Here is an 18902-nt window from a genome sequence, read left to right as displayed (position 1 = left end):
GGCTCCTCGGTGCGGGACGGGGTGCGGGCGCCCCGCCGATCATCCCCTCAGTCCAGACCGCGGACGTCGTCGGGGACGTCGACGGCGTGCTGGCGCAGCGCCGACAGCGGTACCACCTCCAGCGCCCGCGCGTTGGTGGCCGCCAGCACCACGCCGGCCGCCGCCCCGGCGCGGTAGGCCTGCAGCCAGCGCACCGCGACGACGCACCAGCGGTCACCGGGGCGCAGGCCCGGGAACCCGTACTCCGGGCGCGGCGTGGTGAGGTCGTTGCCGAGCTCGCGCTGCAGGGCGAGGAACTCCCGCGACACCACGGCGCACACCGTGTGGCTCCCGAGGTCCTCCGGCCCGCTGCGGCAGGTCCCGTCGCGGAAGAAGCCGGTCAGCGGCTCGGTCCCGCAGGGCTCGAGTTCCCCACCCAGCACGTTGCGCTCGGTCTCCGGCTCGGTCATGGGCGGATGGTGGCAGAGCGGGCGTGCCGCGGGCCCGGCCGACGGTGCGGTCGGCCGGGCCCGCGGTTGGTCAGCCGGTCACCGGCCGGCGCCGGGCGGACAGGGTCAGCACCGCGCCCAGCAGCAGGGCCAGCAGGCCCTTGCCCAGCACCCCGGTGGTGTCGGTGCCGGTGTAGGCCAGGCGCCCGCCGGCGGTGCCGGAGTCCCCGGCCGCCGCGCTACCGGAGTCGGACCACGCGCCGGACGACGCGGCCGACCAGGTCCCGGTCCACGGGCCGGTCCAGGAGCCCGTCCACGGGCCGGTCCACGGGCCGGTCCACGCGCCGGGCCAGGTACCGCTCCGGGAGCCGGTCCAGGCGGCCGGCCGGGAGGGCGCCCGGTCGGCGGGCCGGTCCCCGGCCTGGCCGCCGGCGTGCGGGTGACCCGGCTGGAGACCCGGCTGCTGCGGACCGGCCGGTGGCGTCGGGCCGGCGGACGGCGAGCAGTCGGCCGACGCGTCGCCGAGCAGGCCGAGCCCCACGCCGCAGACGGTCACCGGGACGTCGATGCCGGTCCCGTCACCGCCGCCGGTGCCGTCACCACCACCGGTGCCGGCGCCGTCCGCCGGCGGGGCGCAGTCGGCCGACGCGTCGCCGAGCAGGCCGACGACGGTGCCGCACACGGTCACGGGCACGTCGACGTCGACGAGGGCGCCGTCACCCGCGCCGTCCCCGGACCCGCTGCCGCCCGGCAGGGCGCAGTCCGCGGCGGCGTCGCCGAGCACGCCCACGCCGGTGCCGCAGACGGTGACCGGCACGGCGACGTCGAGCAGGTCACCGGCCGGACCGTCGGTCCCGGTCGTGCCGCCGCCGGCCGGGGTGCACTGGCCGGCCGCGTCGCCGAGCACGCCGGCGCCGGTGCCGCAGACGGTCACGGGCACGGCCACCGCGGCCGGCGGCGCCGCCGGGGCGGTGCCGGTGGCCGACGCGTCGCCGAGGACGCCGACGGCGTTGCCCGTCACGGTGACCGGGACGGCGACGTCGGCCGGTCCGGCGGGCGGGGGCGCGGCCGGCGCCTGGGCGACCTCGCCGCCGGCGACCGCGGCGTCGTTGCCGCCGATCGTCACGGGCACCGAGACGGTGGCGGGGCCGAGGTCGGCGGTGAGCTCGGCCGAGACGGCGGGCAGCTCGAGGCCGCCGTCGACGGGGACGTCGCCGAGGACGCCCACCGCGTTGTCGGTGACGGTGACCGGCACGGTCACGTCGAGGTCGTCGGACGCCGAGGCGACGCCGGTCCCGACGGCCAGCAGGCCGCCGGTCAGCAACGCCACGCGCAGGGCACGGGTGGCCCATCGGTCCATGAGAGGTCTCCTGACTGGGTGCTGGGGACCCCGGTCCCGGACGGGACGGCGGGGGTCGTGCGCTCGGCCGGCGGGGGAGCCGGCGGCGCAGCACTCAGTCGGGAGAGGTGGCGGGGTCGACCGGGTCGGCGGCCGCGGCCTCGCGGGCGCCGGCGGAGACGGCACCGGCCGCGCGGACGAGCGCGGCGCGGGCGGCCTCGGCGAGGTCGGCGGAGGGCTGGTCGCGGTCGGCGCCGGCCCCGGACGCCGCCGTGCCCGCCGGCGCCGGCACGGCCGGGACCACCGGCGCGGCCGGGGCGACCGGCGGGACGGGCAGCGGCTGCGCGGGGACGACGGCGGCGGCGGGCGCGGACGGCGCGGGGACGGCCGGGCCGGCGGGGGTCGCCGTCGGCCCGGCGTCCGGCGACCCCGGGCTCGGGGCCACGGCGCCCGGGGCCGCCGGGGCGGAGGCGTCCACCGGCGCGGCGGCGGACGGCGGCGCGGTCGGTGCGGGGGAGGCCGCGGGAGCGGCGCCGGGCGGCGGCACGTCGCCCTGACCGGGGACGGGCGGCAGCCCCCCGGTCACCGGCTCGAGGACCTCGGGAACGGGCGCGACCGCGTCGGTGACCGGGGCCAGGACGTCGGTGACCGGGGCCAGGACGTCGGTGACGGGCGCCAGGGCCTCAGTGACCGGTGCGAGGGCCTCGCCCACGGGCGCGAGCACCGGGTCGAGCGCGTCGGTCACCGGGGCGAGCGCGCCGGTCACGGGCGCGACGACCGGCGCCACCGTCTCGGTCACCGTCTCGACGACCGGCGGCACGACCGGGGGCAGGACCTCGGGCAGCGGCGCCGTCGCCCCACCCAGGAGCTGCTGTACCGAGGCGGGCGCGGGGACGACGTCGTCCGCGGCGGCGGCCGTCTGGCCGGCCAGCCACACGCCGGCACCGACGCCGGCCAGGACCAGCACGCGGCCGCTCCACCGGCGCAGGCGGGCGCGACGGCCTCCCGGTCCGGGTCGTCCGGCCATCGCACCTCCCCCGCCGTGCCGTCGTGACAATCAGCACATGGATTGCAACCCAGGGTCACCGCGAAACGGGAGTCGCCCGATCAGGGGAACCGGGCCGACGGGACGTGACCGTCCGGTCCACCGGGGCACCGCCCCGGTCACCCGATGGGCGCCCGGCGGTGGCAGAGTCCCGGCGTGACCCTCGACACTCCCGGCGCCGCGACCGGCCCCGCCGTCCTGTGGCAGCCGACGCAGGAGTCCCGGGAGGCGACCCGGCTGGCGGGGTTCGCCCGCGAGGTGGCCGCGCGCCGCGGGCTCGACCTCGACCCGACGGACTACGACGCGATCTGGCGCTGGTCGGTCGGACACCTCGACCAGTTCTGGGCCGACGTCGCCGCCTGGTCCGGGGTGCTGCCCGGCGTCCCCGACGACCGGGTGCTCCCCCACCGGAGCATGCCCGGCGCGGTCTGGTTCCCCGGCGCCACGCTGAACTACGCCGAGCAGGCGCTGCGGCACGCCACCGACGCGCATCCGGCGCTGGTCGCGGTGGCCGAGGACGCCGAGCCGGTCGAGGTCTCCTGGGCCGACCTGCGCGGCCGGGTCGGCGCGTTCGCCGCCACCCTGCGCCGGCTCGGGGTGCGGCGCGGGGACCGCGTCGCCGGGTACCTGCCCAACGTCCCCGAGGCGGTCGTCGCGTTCCTCGGCGCCGCGTCGATCGGCGCGGTGTGGTCCTCGTGCGCACCGGACTTCGGCACCCGCGCCGTCCTCGACCGGTTCGCCCAGATCGAGCCGACCGTGCTGGTCGCCGTCGACGGGTACCGGTTCAACGGCAGGTCCTACGACCGGCGCGACGTCGTCGCGGAGCTGCGCGCGGCCCTGCCCAGCGTGCGGACGACGGTCGCCGTCCCCCGGCTGTTCCCCGGCGAACTGCCCGACGACGCGCTGGCCTGGGCCGACGTCGTCGCCGAGGTGCAGGAGCCGGAGTTCGAGGCGCTGCCGTTCGACGCCCCGCTGTGGATCGTCTACTCCTCGGGCACCACGGGCCTGCCGAAGGGCATCGTGCACGGGCACGGCGGGGTCGTGCTCGAGCAGCACAAGCAGCTGGGCCTGCACGGCGACGTCGGCCCGGGCGACCGCTTCTACTGGTACGCCTCCACCGCCTGGATCATGTGGAACATCGCCACCTCGGCGCTGCTGCGCGGCGCCACCGTGGTCGTCCACGACGGCGCCCCGGCGTACCCCTCGGTCGACGCCCAGTTCGCCCTCGCCGCGCGCACCGGCATCACCTACCTCGGCACCAGCGCCGGGTACCTCGTCGCCTGCGAGAAGGCCGGCGTCCGGCCGGGGGAGACCCACGACCTCTCGGCGCTGCGGACGATCGGGTCGACCGGCTCACCGCTGCCGGAGTCGGCGTTCCACTGGGTGTACGACGCGGTGGGCAGCGACGTCTTCCTCGCCTCGGTGTCGGGCGGCACCGACGTCGCGACCGGGTTCATCGGCAGCACCCTGCTGCTCCCGGTCACCGCCGGGGAGCTGCAGCGGCCGATGCTCGGCGTCGCCGCGGCGGCGTGGGACGAGGACGGCCGGCCCGTCGTCGGCGAGCTCGGCGAGCTGGTCATCACCGAGCCGATGCCCACGATGCCGCTGCACTTCTGGAACGACCCCGACGGCAGCCGCTACCGCGAGGCCTACTTCGAGCCGTGGCCGGGCGTGTGGCGGCACGGCGACTGGATGGAGGTCACCGAGCGCGGCACCTGCGTCATCACCGGCCGCTCGGACTCCACGCTCAACCGCGGCGGCGTGCGCATGGGCACCGCCGACATCTACGCCGCCGTCGAGGGCTTCCCCGAGGTCGCCGACTGCGTCGTCCTCGGCGTCGAGCAGCGCGACGGCGGCTACTGGATGCCGCTGTTCGTGCAGCTGACGCCCGGCGCCGAGCTCACCGACGACCTCGCCGGGCGCATCCGCGCCGCGATCCGGACCTCGGCCAGCCCGCGGCACGTGCCCGACGAGATCGTCGTCGTCCCCGGCGTCCCGCACACCCGCACCGGCAAGCGGCTGGAGGTGCCGCTCAAGCGGCTGTTCCAGGGCGTGCCACCGGAGAAGGCGGTCAACCCCGGAGCGGTCGACGACGCCTCGCTGGTCGAGCACTACGTCGCGCTGGCCCGGGAGCGCGGCGCTCGCTGACCGGACCGGCCGGGGTCACCGGGTCACCGCCGGCACCTCCTCGAGGCTGGTGTAGACCGCGGCGCCGCGGGCGCGGGCCAGCGCGACCATCTCGTCGGACCCGGCCGAGGCGCCGGGTAGCCGCAGCACGGCGTCGACGCGGGCGACCAGCCGCCGGCCCATCGGGTGGAACACCTCGTCGAAGGCGGCGTCGCCCACCCGGGTCGAGCCCGCGAGCTCGGCCAGCGGCAGCGCGAGGTCCTCCCCGTTGACGGCGAGGTGGCCGGCGCGGAACAGCTCCAGGCAGGCCCGCTGGATGGCGCGGTGGTTGGCCGCGATCTCCTCCGGGTCGTCGCCGGTGCCCCCGCGGTAGGGGCCGGCGACCAGGATCATCAGGGGCTGCGTCACGAGAAGTCGACCTCCACGCCGGCGTCGTCGAGCGCGGCGAGGGTGTCCTGCGCCGCGGGGCTGAGCTGCGGGTCGCGGGCGCTGGCGTCGGTGACCAGCCGGCCGACGGCGTCCAGCGGCGCCACCGAGGCGAACGCGCGCACGCCGAGCTTGGCGGCGTCGGCGACGACGAGGGTGGCGCGCGCCTGCGCCAGCCCCACCTGCTTGACCGCGGCGTCCTCGAGGGTGAACTCCGACCAGCCGGCCTGCGCGCTCACGGCCCCGATCGACATGACGAACAGGTCGAAGGTGAGCTGCCGCAGCACCGCGGCGGTCAGCGGCCCGGACAGGCTGCGCTCGCCCGGCCGCGACTCCCCGCCGACGACGAGCAGCCGCACCCCCGGCCGGTCGGCGAGCGCCTCGGCCACCGGCAGGCTCACGACGGCGGCGGTGAACGGGCCCTCGCCCGCGGCGGCGCGGGCGGCCAGCGCCCGCGCGACGTGCACCGTCGTCGTCCCGGCGTCGAGCAGCACGGTGGAGCCTGGCTCGACCAGCGCGGCCGCGGCCCGGCCGATGCGCTCCTTGAGCCCGGCCTGCCAGCCGGCCCGCGCGGCGAACCCGGCCGCGCTCTCGGGTCCGGCGACGGCGACCGCGCCACCGCGCACCCGCTCGACCAGCCCCCGGGCCTGCAGCGCGTCGAGGTCGCGGCGGACGGTCATCTCCGAGACGCCGAGACGGGCCGCGAGGTCGGCCAGGGGCACCCGGCCGGCGTTGCGCACCAGCCGCAGGGTGACGTCGAGCCGGTCCGGGACGCCCATGCCGTCTTCCTATCAGGCTGTTGTGAGATGTGTGAAGTACCTGTGAAGTGCGACCTGCTCGTCGACCGGGCTCGGCGCGCACGGATCCGGTGACGGGGCGCATCCGCTCGGCTACCTTCCCGCGCGGCCCGCCGCCGGACCGCCCTCCCGGGCGGCGCGGCGGGCCGGTCCCGGGCAGCCGCACGGGGCCCGACGACGCCCGAGGAGAACCGTGTACCGCACCCGCCCGACCGCCCCCCGCGCCCTCGCCGGGGCCCTGCTCGGCACCGCCCTGCTGCTCTCGGCCTGCAGCGGGGACGACGACGTGGCCGCCGCCGGGGAGGACACCGCCGCCGCGGCGGGCGACGCCGTGGGCGCCGACGTGCCCGAGGAGTGCACCGCGGCCTTCCCGCTGACCGTCACCGGGGACGCCGACATCGCCGACGTCGAGTCCGTCCCCGCCGACTTCCCGGAGCCGCCGGCCGGGGCCACCCTGTGCGAGACCGGCGGGACGGCGGACGGCGGGCAGGAATACGCCAACTACGCCTCGGACCTCGGCGCCGAGGAGGTCCTCGCGCACTACGAGTCGGCCGCGCCGGGCGCCGAGCGCACCGAGACCGGCCTCGGCGAGCCCGCGGTCTCCGGGAGCGCCGGGGACGTGTTCTGGCAGGTCGAGACGGTCGACGGCGGCTTCCGCCTGGTCTTCGCCGCCGCCTGACCTCCTCGTCCCGCGGACGCTCGTGCTCTGCACACAGCCGTGTGCAGAGCACGAGCGGGCGGCGGGGGCCTCAGCCGGCCGCGAGTGCGGCCTCGTCGGCGTGGGCGACGTGCCCGAGTTCCCGCCAGACCAGGGCCAGCAGCACCGCCGACCCCGCGAAGGCGAACCAGAACGGCCCGGTCACGCCCCAGACCCGGGCCACCACCCCGCCGACGCCCTGACCGGCCACGATGCCGCCGAACACGCCCATCGCGTAGAGGCTGCCCACCCGGCCCTGCAGCTCCATCGGCACCGCCCGCATCCGCACCGTGCGCGAGGTCGTCCCCCAGACGAAGGCGTGCACCCCGAAGACGAACAGCACCGCCAGCGCCACCCACACGGTGGTGGTGAGGGCCAGCACGAGGTGGGTCAGCGTCTCGAGGGCCAGGCCCACCCGCATGAGCGTGGCCAGCCGGACGTGCCGCTCGAGCCAGCCGTAGGACGCCGTCCCGACCATGCCGCCGAGCGCGCCGACGGTGGTGAGCAGGCCGTACCCGGCCGCGCCGAGGCCCAGCCGCTGGTCGGCCCACAGCACCAGCACCGACCACGCCGCGCCCCAGGTGACGTTGAACAGCACGATGGTCAGCGTCAGCGTGCGGACGGCCGGGTCGTGCCAGGTCCAGCGCAGGCCCTCGGCGATCGACCGGTGGACCGGCGGGTGCCGCTCCACCGGCGTCCGCGCCGGCAGCCGCATCCGCGAGACCAGCACCGCCCCCAGCGCGACGCACACCGCCTGGGTGAGGAAGGGCCAGGCGGTGCCGGCGGCGAACAGCAGGCCGCCCAGGGCGGGGCCGGCGAACTGGTCCATCGTCAGCGTGCCGGCCATCAGCCGGGCGTTGCCGGTGCCCAGGTCCGCGCGCGGCACCACCATCGGCAGCAGCGTGCCGCCGGTGGTGTCGGCGAAGACCTCGGCGGTCCCCAGGACGAACAGCGTGGCCAGGACGACGGGCAGGCCGACGTCGCCGGTGGCCAGGGCGAGGCTCAGGACGGCGAGCACGACGGCGCGGGCGCAGTCGACCGCGACGAGCAGCCGGCGCCGGTCCACCCGGTCGGCGAGCACGCCGGCGTGCAGGCCGAACAGCAGCCACGGGAGCTGCTGCAGCAGGGCACCCAGCGCGACCAGCAGCGGGTCCTGGGTGAGCCCGGCCACCAGCAGCGGCCCGGCGGCCAGCGCGATCCCGTCACCGAGGTTGCCCGCCCAGGAGGAGGCCACCAGCCAGCGGAACGGGATCCCCATCCGCGCCGGGAACACCGCCTCCACGACCCCGCCCACGGGGCCGGGACCCTACCCGCCGACCGCTCGTGCGCTCCTCAGGAAATCCGGCTGCTCCTGTCGGTGTCGTCGGCGAGCATGGGCCGACGGCGCCGACGGTGCGCCGCCCCCCCGAGGAGGAACCGACATGTCCGGCCTGCCGCGCGCACTCGCGCCCCTGCGGCACCGCTCCTACCGGCTGCTGGCCGCCTCGATGGGGTTGTCGCTGCTCGCCCAGGGGCTGTGGACCGTGGCGCTGGTCTGGCAGGTCGTCGACCTCGGCGGCGGCCCCGCGGCGCTGTCGGTGGCCACCGCGCTGTCGGCCGGCGGGATGCTGGCCAGCACGTTGCTCGGCGGCGCACTGGCCGACCGGGTGCCGCAGCGGCGGATCCTGCTCGGCGTCGCGCTGCTGCAGACGGTGGCGGTCGGGCTGGTCGCCGTCCTCTCGCTGACCGGCACCCTCGCGCTCGGTCCGCTCGCCGCCGCCTCGCTGGCCGGCGGCGTGGCCACCGGGCTGTACTACCCCGCCTACTCCGCGCTCGTCCCCGGTGTCGTGCCGCCGGCGGACCTGCTGGCCGCCAACGGTCTCGAGGGCGTCGTCCGTCCCGCGCTGGCGATGGCGGCCGGGCCGGCGGCCGGCGGCCTGCTGGTCGGCGCGTTCTCCCCGGGGGTCGCCCTGCTCGCCACGGCGCTCACCTCGGCCGCCGCGGCCGTCTGCGTGGCGGCGCTCCCCACGCTGCCGGTGCGCCGCGAGGAGATCGGCTCGGGCCTGCTCGCCGACGTCCGCCAGGGCGTGGGCTACATGGTCCGCACGCCGTGGCTGCTGGCGACGCTGCTGTTCGCCTCGCTGATGGTCCTCGTGGTGATCGGCCCGTTCGAGGTGCTGGTGCCCTTCGCCGTCCGCGACCAGGCCGGCGGCGGGCCCGCCGAGCACGCGCTGGTGCTGGCCGCGTTCGGGATCGGCGGCGCGGTCGGGTCGGCCGTCGTCGCCTCGTTCCCGCTGCCGCGGCGCTACCTGACGGTGATGAACCTGCTCTGGGGCGCGGGCTGCCTGCCGCTGGTCGTCTTCGGCTGGACCTCGTCGCTGTGGGTCATGATCGCGGCGGCCACGGTGCTGGGGGCTGCGTTCGAGTCGGCCACGGTCATCTGGGGCACGCTGCTGCAGCGGCGGGTCCCCCCGGCGCTGCTGGGACGGGTGTCCAGCCTCGACTTCTTCGTCTCGCTGGCGTTCATGCCGCTGTCGATGGCGCTGGCCGGGCCGGTCAGCGAGGCGGTCGGGCTGACCGGCACCTTCCTGCTGGCCGGGCTGGTGCCGCCGGTGCTCGCCGTCGCCGCGGTCCTCGCCTGGCGGCTGCACGTCGACGAGCTGGCCCACCCGCTCGACCTGCCCGCCGGGGAACCGGCGGGCAGCGAGCCGGTCAGCGAGTCGGTCGGCGAGCCGGAAGGCGCAGGACTCGGGCCTCCCAGGGCCTGAGCACCGCGGGGTCGTCCTCGGGCAGGTTGCCGAGGACGACCCCGGCGGACACGGCCTCGGGCAGCAGGTCGCCCAGGGGCTGCGGGGCGCCGCCGAGGTTGCAGACGACCAGCAGCGTCTCCCCGTCGAGGCAGCGGGTGAACGCGTACACCTGGTCGTGCTCGGGCAGCAGCATGGTGAAGTCGCCCAGCGCCACGACCGGGTCCTCGTGCCGGAGCGCGATCAGCGCCCGGTGGTGGGCCAGCACCGACGCCGGGTCGTCCCGCTGCGCCGCGGCGTTCCACTCGACGTGGTCGGGGTTGACCGGCAGCCAGGGCGTGCCGGTGGTGAACCCGGCGTTCGGGGAGTCGTCCCACTGCACCGGCGTGCGCGCGTTGTCGCGGCTCATCCGGCGCAGCGCGGCGAGCACGGCGTCCGGGTCCTCCCCGTGCGCGACGGCCTGCGCGAAGTGGTTGAGCGACTCGACGTCGCGGAAGTCCTCGATCGTGGCGAACGGGGCGTTGGCCATCCCGAACTCCTCGCCCTGGTAGACGTAGGGCGTCCCCCGGTGCAGGTGCAGCAGCGTGGCCAGGCAGGTGGCGGAGTCCCGGCGGGCCCCGGGCGAGTCGTCGCCGAAGCGGGAGACCGCGCGCGGCTGGTCGTGGTTGTCCCAGTAGAGGGAGTTCCACCCGACGTCGGCCAGGCCGGTCTGCCAGCGGCCGAGCGAGGCCTTGAGGTCGCGCATCCGCAGCGGCCGCGGGGAGAACTTCGAGCCCTCGAAGTCCAGTCCGACGTGCTCGAACTGGAAGACCATGTCCAGCTCCTCGCGCGCCGGGTCGGTGAACAGCAGCGCGTCCTCGACCGTCGCGCCGGGTGTCTCACCGACCAGGAGCAGCTGCTCGCGGCGGCCGGTGAACACCTCGCGGTGCATCTCCTGCAGGAACTCGTGGATGCGCGGCCCGCACACCACCGACGGCGTCGCGTCGCCGTAGGGCAGTCCCGGCAGCGGCGGGCCGTCGTGCAGCCGGCCGTCGGGGCCGACGTCCTTGCTGACCAGGTTGATGACGTCCATGCGGAACCCGTCGACCCCGCGGTCGAGCCACCACCGCATCATCGCGTAGACCGCCTGCCGGACCTCGGGGTTCTCCCAGTTGAGGTCGGGCTGCTTGCGGTCGAACAGGTGCAGGTAGTACTCGCCGCTGGCCTCGTCGAGCTCCCACGTGGAGCCGGAGAAGAAGCCGTGCCAGTTCGTCGGCTCGGCGCCCGGCTGCCCGGCCGCCATCCCCTCCCGCGGCGGTCGCCACCAGTACCAGTCCCGCTTGGGCGAGTCCGGCGACGAGCGGCTCTCGACGAACCAGGGGTGCTCGTCGCTGGTGTGGTTGACCACCAGGTCCATGAGCAGCTTCATCCCGCGCCCGTGCAGCGCGGCGACCAGCTCGTCGAGCTGGGCCAGCGTGCCGAACACCGGGTCCACGTCCTGGTAGTCGCTGATGTCGTAGCCGTTGTCGGCCTGCGGCGAGGGGTAGACCGGGGACAGCCAGACGACGTCGACGCCGAGGTCGGCCAGGTGGTCGACCCGCTGCAGCACCCCGCCGAGGTCGCCGATGCCGTCGCCGTCGGAGTCCTGGAAGGAGCGGGGGTAGACCTGGTACACGACGGCGCGCGTCCACCACGGCGGCTGGTCGGGATCCACCCGACCACCCCAGCACGGCCGCCGCGGCGCCGCACCCGGTCGGCCCGGCGGGGCGGGCGGCGGACACCGCTGTTTGGATGGACCGGATCGTCGGGACCATCCCGGCACCGACCCGAGGAGAACCGATGGCCCAGCCCCTGAGCCGCCCCGACGTCGAGCCGCCGACCGGGCCCGCGCCCGACGACATGGTGGCCGAGGACCTCGTGGTGGGTGACGGCCCCGAGGCCAAGGCCGGCGACCTCGTCAGCGCGCACTACGTCGGCGTCACCCACGACGGCGGCGAGCAGTTCGACGCCTCCTGGGACCGCGGCGACCCGCTGGAGTTCCGCCTCGGCGTCGGCATGGTCATCCAGGGCTGGGACGAGGGCATCCAGGGCATGCGCGTGGGCGGCCGCCGGCGGCTGACCATCCCGCCGCACAAGGCCTACGGCGACCGCGGCGCGGGCGGCGTGATCAAGCCCGGCGCGACGCTCGTCTTCGTCGTCGACCTCGTCGGCATCCGCTAGTCCCCGTCACTCCTCGTGCTCTGCCCCGGACCGGGGGCAGAGCACGAGGACGCGTGGTGGTTGCACGGGGCAACCGGGGGGCACCGACGCGGGCATGAGCGAGCCGGTCCCCACCCGTGACCACGCCCTGGCCTCGGCCGCCGAGGGCGACCCGGGCGGGGAGTCCACCGGCACCGTGGTCGTCGCGGGCCTGGCCAACCTGGGCATCGCCGTCGCCAAGCTGGTCGGCGGCCTGATCAGCCACTCCTCGGCCATGCTGTCCGAGGCGGCACACTCGATGGCCGACACGGTCACCGAGGTGCTGCTGTTCGTCGCGCTCAAGCGCGGTGACAAGCCGCCCGACCCCCGCCACCCGGTCGGCTACGGCCGGGAGACCTACTTCTGGGCGCTGCTCGCCTGCCTGGCCACGTTCACCCTCGGCGCCGGCTTCTCCCTCTACCAGGGCGTCGAGACCATCGTCGAGGGCGAGGAGCAGGGCTCCCCGCTGGTGGCGTACGTCGTCCTGGCGGTGTCGTTCGTGCTCGAGGGCGCCTCCTGGCTCAAGGCCGTCCGCCAGGTGCGCGGCGCGGCGCGCCGGTGGGGGACGACGCCGCGGCGCTACCTGGCCGCGACCACCGACACCACGGTCAAGGCCGTGACCTTCGAGGACAGCGCCGCGCTGGTCGGCCTGGTGCTCGCCGCGCTGGGGCTCGTCCTCGAGCAGGTGACCGGCGACCCGGTCTGGGACGGCGTCGCGGCGATCCTCATCGGCGTCCTCCTGCTGCTTGTCGCCGGCTCGCTGGCCCGGGCCAACGTCTCCCTGCTCATCGGCCAGTCGATCCCGCGCCGGCTGCAGGACGAGCTCCGCGAGGAGCTCCTCGGACTGCCGCAGGTCGACGACGTCCCGGTCTTCCTGACCACGGTCATCGGGCCGGGCCGGCTGGCCGTCATGGCCAAGGTCGACTTCGCCGACACCGCGACCGTCGCCGACGTCGAGCGGGCCTCCGACGAGGCCGAGCGGCGCCTCGTCGCACGGCACAGCGGGGTGCGGTTCGTCTTCCTCGACCCCACGCCCGGCGACGGCCGCGCCCGTGCGGAGGCGCACCGTCCGGAATGACCCCGCCCGGCCCGCGGTTGAGCCGGCCGTGCGCATCGAGGTCTGGTCCGACGTCGTCTGTCCGTGGTGCTACATCGGCAAGCGCCGGCTGGAGGCCGCGCTCGAGCGGTTCCCGCACCGCGACCAGGTCGAGGTGGTGTGGCGCTCCTTCCAGCTCGACCCGTCGGTCCCCGAGGGCGAGACCCACGCGACCCTCCCGGCGCTGGCCGCCAAGTACGGCCGCCCGGTCGAGGAGATGCGGGCGATGATGCGCCACGTCGAGGAGACCGCCGCCGGTGAGGGGCTGCACTACCGCCTGGAGGAGGGCGTCGGCGGCAACACGCTGCTGGCCCACGAGCTGCTGCACCTGGCCGCCGAGCGGGGCCGGCAGGGCGAGGTGAAGGAGCGGCTGCTGCACGCCTACTTCGAGCAGGCCCGCCCGGTCTTCGACGTCGACTCGCTGGCCGCGCTGGCCGTCGAGACGGGGCTCGACGAGGCCGAGGTCCGCGCCGCGCTGGCCGACCACCGGTACCGGCCCGCCGTGCTCGAGGACGCCCGCACCGCGCAGGCGCTGGGGGCCACCGGCGTCCCGTTCTTCGTCGTCGACCGCCGTTACGGCGCCGCCGGCGCGCAGCCGGCCGACCTGCTGCTGCAGCTGCTCGAGCGGGCCTGGGCCGACGCCCACCCGCTGACCACCGTCCCCGCCGCCGAGGGCTGCGAGGGCGACAGCTGCGCCGTCTGACGCGTCGGACACGACGGAGGCCCTCCACCCGCGCGGGTGGAGGGCCTCCGCTGTCTCACTGGGTGGCCGGGCCGCCCTGCTCGGTGCCGGAGATCTTGCGGAGCAGCTCGTGGCAGCGCCGGGCGCGCGCCGAGTCCTGCTCCATGACCTCGCGGAAGAACGCGGCGATGTCGTCGAGGCCCGCGTTCTCGGCGTCCCGGACGTACTGGCCGTAGTCGTGCCCGGCCTTCAGCGAGTGGTACTGCACGGAGATCAGGTCGAAGGTGACGTCCTCGAATCCGGTCTCACCGGTGGCCATGGTGTCCTCCTCGTCGTCGGGGGATGGGCGTCCGGACGGGTTCCCCGCTCCTCCCGGCCGAAACGAGCCGGTCCGTCACGGCGCGTTGGAGAACGCGCCTCCCGCGACGTCGCCCCCGCCGGCGTCGTCGGCCAGGGTGCGGCCGGCCGTCGTCTCCGGGTCGTCGGCGGCCGGCTCGTCCTGCCCGGCCGACACCGGGTCGTCCCCGGCCGAGGCGAGGTCGGCGCCCTGGCCGTAGGTGCCGGGGTCGGCCTGCGTCGTCCGGGGGTCGTTCATCGGGTCCGGGACGTCGGGGTCGGTGACGCTCATGCGACCTCCCTGCCCTCCGGTCGAGGACGGCAATCCCTGGCCTGATGCGTAACTCTTGTGTTACACATCCGCCGTGGAGGCGCTCGCAGCTCTCGCGGACCCGACCCGGCGGCGGCTGCTCGCGCTGCTCCGGGACGGCGAGCTGCCCGCCGGGGAGCTGGCCGGCCGGTTCGCGGTCAGCCGCCCGGCGGTGAGCCGGCACCTGCGCGTGCTGCGCGAGGCCGGGCTGGTGAGCAGCCGGGTCGAGGGACGCCGGCGGCTCTACGCGCTGGACCCGCGCCCGCTGCGGGAGCTCGACGACTGGCTGGGGTCCTACCGCGACCTCTGGGCCCAGCGGTTGGACGCCCTCGACACCGAGATGACCCGTGGCCGCCGGGCCCGGGCCCACCCCCCGACGGACGGAGACGCCCCGTGACCGACCTCCAGACCCCCGCCGACCCGCCGACCGGCCGCCGCGGCGCGGTCACCGAGCTCCCCGACGGGCGTCTCCGGCTGGAGTTCCGCCGCTCCTGGTCCGACGGTCCCGACGCCGTCTGGGCGGCGCTCACCGAGCCCGACCGGCTGGCCCGCTGGTTCGGCACCTACGAGGGCGAGCGGAGCCCCGGCGGCCGCGGGACGCTGACGATGACGCACGAGGCCGAGCCGGTCGGCGAGCCGGTGCGGATCGCCGAGTGCGACCCGCCGCGCCGGCTGGTCGTCGAGTGGGTCGACCAGGCCGACTGGCGGGTGGAGCTGGCCCTCGTCGTCGAGAGCGGCCGCACCACGCTGCACTTCGTGCAGGTCTTCGCCGCCGGCGCCGACGTCACCGACTTCGCCCTCGGCTGGCACTGGTACCTCGACAAGTTCGACGCCGAGGCCGGTGGCCGCCCGGCGCCCGGCGACTGGGACACCTTCCTGGCCCGCACCGGCCCCGACTACGGCCGCACCCCGGAGGGCTGAACGCCGAGCACGGCCATCGCGGCGGCCGCGGCGAGCCCGACGGCGACCACCCCGGTCTCGACCGGGTCGGCGCCGGCCGGGGTCAGCCGCCGGCGCACGAGCCGCTCGGCCAGGTAGCCGGGCACGAGGGCGGCGCCGGTGGCGACCAGCACCCGGCGGGCGCGCAGGTCGTCGCGCGCGGCCAGTCGGGCCAGCGCCCGCGCGTGGACCGCCAGGGTCCAGGCCGGCGGGCCGAGCGCCGTCCCGGCCCACCAGGCGTCGCGGCCGACCGTCGCCGGGGAGCCGGCGAGCACGGGTGTGGAGAACGGGTGCCGGCGGCGCAGCGACAGGATCGTGCCGGGCAGGCCCGCCCCCAGCTGGACGGCGGAGGTCGCGAGCAGCGCCCGACGGCGACCCGTCACCGGGCCCGCTCGGGGACCTGCACCGGTGCCGGGCCGGTCCACGGGCCCAGCCGGCCGAGGAAGGCGTTGCGCCGGTCCAGCCGCTCGCTCGCCTGCACCGGGTAGGCGTCGTAGGCGCCGGTGAGGTCGCGCGCGGCGTGGACGGCGAAGTTGGGGTCCTCCTGCGCCTCCCGTCCGACGGCCACCAGGTCGGCCAGGCCCCCGGCGACGACGGCCTCGGCCTGCCGGGCGTCGACGATCAGCCCCACGGCCATCGTGGGGACCGCGGCTCCCTCGCGGACGCCGGCGGCGAAGGGCACCTGGTAGCCGTAGCCGAGCGGGTGCTCCCAGCCGCCCAGGCCACCGCCGGAGACGTCGACGACGTCGACGCCGCGGGCCCGGACCTCCCGGGCGAAGGCGACGGTGTCCTCGAGCGTGATCCCGTCCGCGGTGCCGTCGACGGCCGAGACCCGCACGAACAGGGGCCGGTCCGCGGGCCAGGCGGCGCGGACCGCCTCGACCACCTCCAGCGGGAAGCGCCACCGGGCCTCGCGCGAGCCGCCGTAGTCGTCGGTGCGCCGGTTGGACAGCGGGGAGAGGAACTGGTGCAGCAGGTAGCCGTGCGCGGCGTGCACCTCGACGACGTCGAACCCGGCCGCGAGCGACCGGCGGGTGGCCGCGACGAACGCCTCGCGCACCTCCGCCAGCTCCCCGACGGTGAGCTCGTGCGGCACCGGCCGGCCGGGACCGGCGGGCACGGGGCTGGCCGAGACGGTCGGCCATGGTTCCTCGCCCGGCCGGGCGTCGGCCGCCGTCAGCGGGCCGTCGCCCTCCCACGGGCGCCGGCTGCTGGCCTTGGCGCCGGCGTGGGCCAGCTGGATGCCCGCGACGGCTCCGGAGGCGCGCAGGAAGGCGGCGACCCGGGCCAGGCCCGGCACGTGCGCGTCGGACCACAGGCCCACGTCACCGTGGCTGATCCGCCCCGCGGGCGTCACCGCCGTCGCCTCGACGAGGACGGCGCCGAAGCCGCCGAGCGCGAACCGGCCGAGGTGCACGAGGTGGTAGTCGCCGACCAGCCCGTCGGTCACCGAGTACTGGCACATCGGGGCGACGACGAGCCGGTTCGGGAGGGTCACGCCGCGCAGGGTCAGGGGCGTGAGGAGGGCCGGGGACGGCGCGGAGCCGCTCGTGAGACTGGTCACGTCACGGCGCCAACACCGCGCTCACCTGCGGTGTTCCCGGTCACCGCCCGACCCCGGGGTAGACGTCCTAGACGTAACACCTCTCACCATTACGAAGAGCAATCACCGCTTGTACGCTGACCCGACCCGGACGGCCGGACCCGCACCGCCGCCCCGGGACGCAGCTCGCACCGGCGCCGGTGTCCCCGCACCCGGCGTGCGCCCCACAGGATGGAGACGCCGTGACTTCCGTGGCCACCCCCGGTCTCGAGAACGCCCCCACCACCCACGCCCGGCTGCTGGCCTGGGTGCAGGAGATGGCGGAGCTGACCACCCCGGACCGGGTCGTGTGGGTCGACGGCAGTGACGAGGAGTGGGAGCGGCTGACCCAGCGGCTGGTCGACGCCGGCACCTTCACCCGGCTGGAGCGCAAGCCCAACTCCTTCTGGTGCGCCTCCGACCCCAGCGACGTCGCGCGCGTCGAGGACCGCACGTTCATCTGCTCGGTCGACGAGGCCGACGCGGGGCCGACCAACAACTGGATGGCCCCCGACGAGATGAAGGCGATCATGACCGAGCTCTACCGGGGCTCGATGCGTGGCCGCACGATGTACGTCATCCCGTTCTGCATGGGCCCGGTCGAGGCCGAGAACCCCATGTTCGGCGTCGAGCTCACCGACTCCGAGTACGTCGTCGTCTCCATGCGGGTCATGGCCCGGATCGGCAGCCGGATCCTCGAGGCGATGGGCACCGACCGGCCGTTCGTGCCGGCCATGCACTCCCTCGGCGCGCCGCTGGAGCCGGGCCAGGAGGACGTGCCCTGGCCCTGCAGCCAGACCAAGTACATCGTGCACTTCCCCGAGGAGCGGGCCATCTGGTCCTACGGCTCGGGCTACGGCGGCAACGCCCTGCTGGGCAAGAAGTGCTACTCGCTGCGGATCGCCTCGGCGATGGCCCGTGACGAGGGCTGGCTCGCCGAGCACATGCTCATCCTGAAGCTGACCAGCCCCCAGCAGCGCACGTACTACATCGCGGCCGCCTTCCCGAGCGCCTGCGGCAAGACCAACCTGGCGATGCTCGAGCCGACCATCCCCGGCTGGCAGGTCGAGACCCTCGGCGACGACATCGCCTGGATGCGGTTCGGCGAGGACGGCCGGCTCTACGCGCTCAACCCCGAGTACGGCCTGTTCGGCGTCGCGCCCGGCACCGGCTGGGACACCAACCCCAACGCGATGCGCACCATCGACCGGGGCAACTCGGTGTTCACCAACGTCGCGCTCACCGACGACGGCGACGTCTGGTGGGAGGGCATGACCGAGGAGCCCCCGGCCCACCTGACCAGCTGGAAGAAGCAGGACTGGACGCCGGACTCCGACGAGCCCTCCTCGCACCCGAACTCGCGGTTCTGCACGCCGATCACCCAGTGCCCGATCCTCGCCCCGGAGTACGAGGACCCGCGGGGCGTGCCGATCTCGGCCATCCTCTTCGGCGGCCGCCGCAAGACCACGATCCCGCTGGTCACCGAGGCGCGTGACTGGAACCACGGCGTCTTCATGGGCGCCACGCTGTCGTCGGAGACGACGGCGGCGGCCACCGGCGCGGTCGGGGTCGTGCGCCGCGACCCGTTCGCCATGCTGCCGTTCATCGGCTACAACGCCGGCGACTACTTCCGGCACTGGGTCGAGACCGGCAAGGCCCACGACGCCACCAAGCTGCCGCGGATCTTCTACGTGAACTGGTTCCGCCGCGACGAGGACGGCGGCTTCCTGTGGCCGGGCTTCGGCGAGAACAGCCGGGTCCTCAAGTGGGTCGTCGAGCGCATCGAGGGCACCGCCGCCGCCGAGGAGACCCCGGTCGGCCACGTCCCGACGCCGGACTCCCTCGACGTCTCCGGGCTGGACCTGACCGAGGACCGGGTGCGCAAGGCGCTCGCCGTCGACCGGGACGAGTGGCGCGCGGAGGTCCCGCAGATCACCGAGTGGTTCGAGAAGTTCGGGGACAAGCTCCCCAGCACCATGTGGGACGAGCTCGCCATCCTCGAGAGCCGGCTCGCCTAGCGGGAGGCCCCGCCCCGACTCCCGGGGGGGGGGGGGGGGGGGGGGGGGGGGGGGGGGGGGGGGGGGGGGGGGGGGGGGGGGGGGGGGGGGGGGGGGGGGGGGGGCGCCCCGCCGCCGGCCGCCTGCGCCCCCGCCGC

General features: G+C 76.2%; 20 protein-coding genes. 9 read left to right on the top strand and 11 right to left on the bottom strand.

The genetic code is table 11. The annotated features are described in order from the left end of the window. Window positions 1-47: 47 nt before the first annotated feature. The 3 genes from ACI79O_RS20205 to ACI79O_RS20195 all read right to left on the bottom strand — a co-directional run bounded on the left by ACI79O_RS20205 (window position 48) and on the right by ACI79O_RS20195 (window position 2734). Complete coding sequence (locus ACI79O_RS20205) at window positions 48-449, bottom strand: DUF2237 family protein (protein WP_456877445.1); 402 nt, start codon at window positions 447-449, stop codon at window positions 48-50. Window positions 450-519: 70 nt separating this feature from the next. Continuing rightward, complete coding sequence (locus tag ACI79O_RS20200; RefSeq protein WP_456915020.1) at window positions 520-1788, bottom strand: hypothetical protein; 1269 nt, start codon at window positions 1786-1788, stop codon at window positions 520-522. Window positions 1789-1882: 94 nt separating this feature from the next. Continuing rightward, window positions 1883-2734 carry a hypothetical protein gene (locus tag ACI79O_RS20195; RefSeq protein ID WP_456915019.1) on the bottom strand — a complete coding sequence of 284 codons (852 nt, stop codon included), beginning with the start codon at window positions 2732-2734 and terminating at the stop codon, window positions 1883-1885. A 234-nt stretch (window positions 2735-2968) separates the two neighbouring features. On the opposite strand from ACI79O_RS20195, the gene ACI79O_RS20190 reads away from it, so the two are divergent. Beyond that, the gene (locus tag ACI79O_RS20190; protein WP_456915018.1) at window positions 2969-4960 is read left to right on the top strand and encodes an acetoacetate--CoA ligase; all 1992 of its coding nucleotides are present in this window, start codon (window positions 2969-2971) and stop codon (window positions 4958-4960) included. 15 nt (window positions 4961-4975) lie between these two features. Here ACI79O_RS20190 and ACI79O_RS20185 read toward each other — a convergent pair whose 3' ends face one another. Both ACI79O_RS20185 and ACI79O_RS20180 read right to left on the bottom strand, forming a co-directional pair. Further along, a complete protein-coding gene (locus ACI79O_RS20185; protein WP_456892742.1) occupies window positions 4976-5347 on the bottom strand; it encodes a DUF4406 domain-containing protein in 372 nt (123 codons plus the stop codon). Beyond that, window positions 5344-6144 carry a DeoR/GlpR family DNA-binding transcription regulator gene (locus tag ACI79O_RS20180; RefSeq protein WP_456892740.1) on the bottom strand — a complete coding sequence of 267 codons (801 nt, stop codon included), beginning with the start codon at window positions 6142-6144 and terminating at the stop codon, window positions 5344-5346. The genes ACI79O_RS20185 and ACI79O_RS20180 overlap by 4 nt, the downstream gene beginning before the upstream one ends. Window positions 6145-6355: 211 nt before the next feature. Here ACI79O_RS20180 and ACI79O_RS20175 point away from each other — a divergent pair, with 211 nt between their 5' ends. Beyond that, window positions 6356-6841, top strand: coding sequence for a hypothetical protein (locus tag ACI79O_RS20175; RefSeq protein WP_456892739.1), 486 nt, complete (start codon window positions 6356-6358; stop codon window positions 6839-6841). Between the two features lie 70 nt (window positions 6842-6911). On the opposite strand, the gene ACI79O_RS20170 is transcribed toward ACI79O_RS20175, so the two are convergent. Next, on the bottom strand, window positions 6912-8153 hold the full coding sequence (locus ACI79O_RS20170; protein ID WP_456915017.1) for an MFS transporter: 1242 nt from the start codon (window positions 8151-8153) through the stop codon (window positions 6912-6914). 127 nt (window positions 8154-8280) lie between these two features. Between ACI79O_RS20170 and ACI79O_RS20165 the strand changes: the two genes are divergently transcribed. Beyond that, window positions 8281-9606: an MFS transporter gene (locus tag ACI79O_RS20165; RefSeq protein WP_456915016.1), complete on the top strand. Its 1326-nt coding sequence runs from the start codon at window positions 8281-8283 to the stop codon at window positions 9604-9606. On the opposite strand, the gene ACI79O_RS20160 is transcribed toward ACI79O_RS20165, so the two are convergent. Continuing rightward, window positions 9551-11278 (bottom strand): glycoside hydrolase family 13 protein, encoded by a 1728-nt coding sequence (locus ACI79O_RS20160; RefSeq protein WP_456915015.1) that lies wholly within the window; start codon window positions 11276-11278, stop codon window positions 9551-9553. The two genes, ACI79O_RS20165 and ACI79O_RS20160, sit on opposite strands and share 56 nt — an antisense overlap. A gap of 125 nt (window positions 11279-11403) precedes the next feature. Here ACI79O_RS20160 and ACI79O_RS20155 point away from each other — a divergent pair, with 125 nt between their 5' ends. From ACI79O_RS20155 to ACI79O_RS20145, 3 genes are all read left to right on the top strand, one after another. Further along, window positions 11404-11784: an FKBP-type peptidyl-prolyl cis-trans isomerase gene (locus ACI79O_RS20155; RefSeq protein WP_456915014.1), complete on the top strand. Its 381-nt coding sequence runs from the start codon at window positions 11404-11406 to the stop codon at window positions 11782-11784. Window positions 11785-11878: 94 nt separating this feature from the next. Continuing rightward, on the top strand, window positions 11879-12880 hold the full coding sequence (locus tag ACI79O_RS20150; protein WP_456915013.1) for a cation diffusion facilitator family transporter: 1002 nt from the start codon (window positions 11879-11881) through the stop codon (window positions 12878-12880). Window positions 12881-12908: 28 nt separating this feature from the next. Then, window positions 12909-13601, top strand: coding sequence for a DsbA family oxidoreductase (locus ACI79O_RS20145; RefSeq protein ID WP_456915012.1), 693 nt, complete (start codon window positions 12909-12911; stop codon window positions 13599-13601). A 55-nt stretch (window positions 13602-13656) separates the two neighbouring features. Here the strand turns inward: ACI79O_RS20145 and ACI79O_RS20140 are convergent, their stop codons facing one another. Together ACI79O_RS20140 and ACI79O_RS20135 are read right to left on the bottom strand one after the other, a co-directional pair. Next, window positions 13657-13899, bottom strand: coding sequence for an acyl carrier protein (locus ACI79O_RS20140; RefSeq protein ID WP_456878098.1), 243 nt, complete (start codon window positions 13897-13899; stop codon window positions 13657-13659). Between the two features lie 75 nt (window positions 13900-13974). Continuing rightward, window positions 13975-14208, bottom strand: a complete 234-nt coding sequence (locus tag ACI79O_RS20135; protein WP_456892725.1) for a hypothetical protein — start codon at window positions 14206-14208, stop codon at window positions 13975-13977. Between the two features lie 73 nt (window positions 14209-14281). On the opposite strand from ACI79O_RS20135, the gene ACI79O_RS20130 reads away from it, so the two are divergent. Beyond that, window positions 14282-14623: an ArsR/SmtB family transcription factor gene (locus ACI79O_RS20130; RefSeq protein ID WP_456915011.1), complete on the top strand. Its 342-nt coding sequence runs from the start codon at window positions 14282-14284 to the stop codon at window positions 14621-14623. Continuing rightward, window positions 14620-15147 carry an SRPBCC domain-containing protein gene (locus ACI79O_RS20125; RefSeq protein ID WP_456915010.1) on the top strand — a complete coding sequence of 176 codons (528 nt, stop codon included), beginning with the start codon at window positions 14620-14622 and terminating at the stop codon, window positions 15145-15147. Before ACI79O_RS20130 ends, ACI79O_RS20125 begins: the two co-directional genes overlap by 4 nt. Here the strand turns inward: ACI79O_RS20125 and ACI79O_RS20120 are convergent. Both ACI79O_RS20120 and ACI79O_RS20115 read right to left on the bottom strand, forming a co-directional pair. Further along, window positions 15123-15548, bottom strand: a complete 426-nt coding sequence (locus ACI79O_RS20120) for a hypothetical protein (RefSeq protein ID WP_456915009.1) — start codon at window positions 15546-15548, stop codon at window positions 15123-15125. The two genes, ACI79O_RS20125 and ACI79O_RS20120, sit on opposite strands and share 25 nt — an antisense overlap. Continuing rightward, complete coding sequence (locus tag ACI79O_RS20115) at window positions 15545-16729, bottom strand: NADH:flavin oxidoreductase/NADH oxidase (RefSeq protein WP_456915008.1); 1185 nt, start codon at window positions 16727-16729, stop codon at window positions 15545-15547. The genes ACI79O_RS20120 and ACI79O_RS20115 overlap by 4 nt, the downstream gene beginning before the upstream one ends. Before the next feature lie 221 nt (window positions 16730-16950). Here ACI79O_RS20115 and ACI79O_RS20110 point away from each other — a divergent pair, with 221 nt between their 5' ends. Further along, window positions 16951-18765: a phosphoenolpyruvate carboxykinase (GTP) gene (locus tag ACI79O_RS20110; protein ID WP_456878092.1), complete on the top strand. Its 1815-nt coding sequence runs from the start codon at window positions 16951-16953 to the stop codon at window positions 18763-18765. Window positions 18766-18902 lie beyond the last annotated feature (137 nt).

The organism is Geodermatophilus sp. SYSU D00696 (genome assembly GCF_054050235.1).
This window is presented reverse-complemented; position numbering and strand designations above follow the sequence as displayed.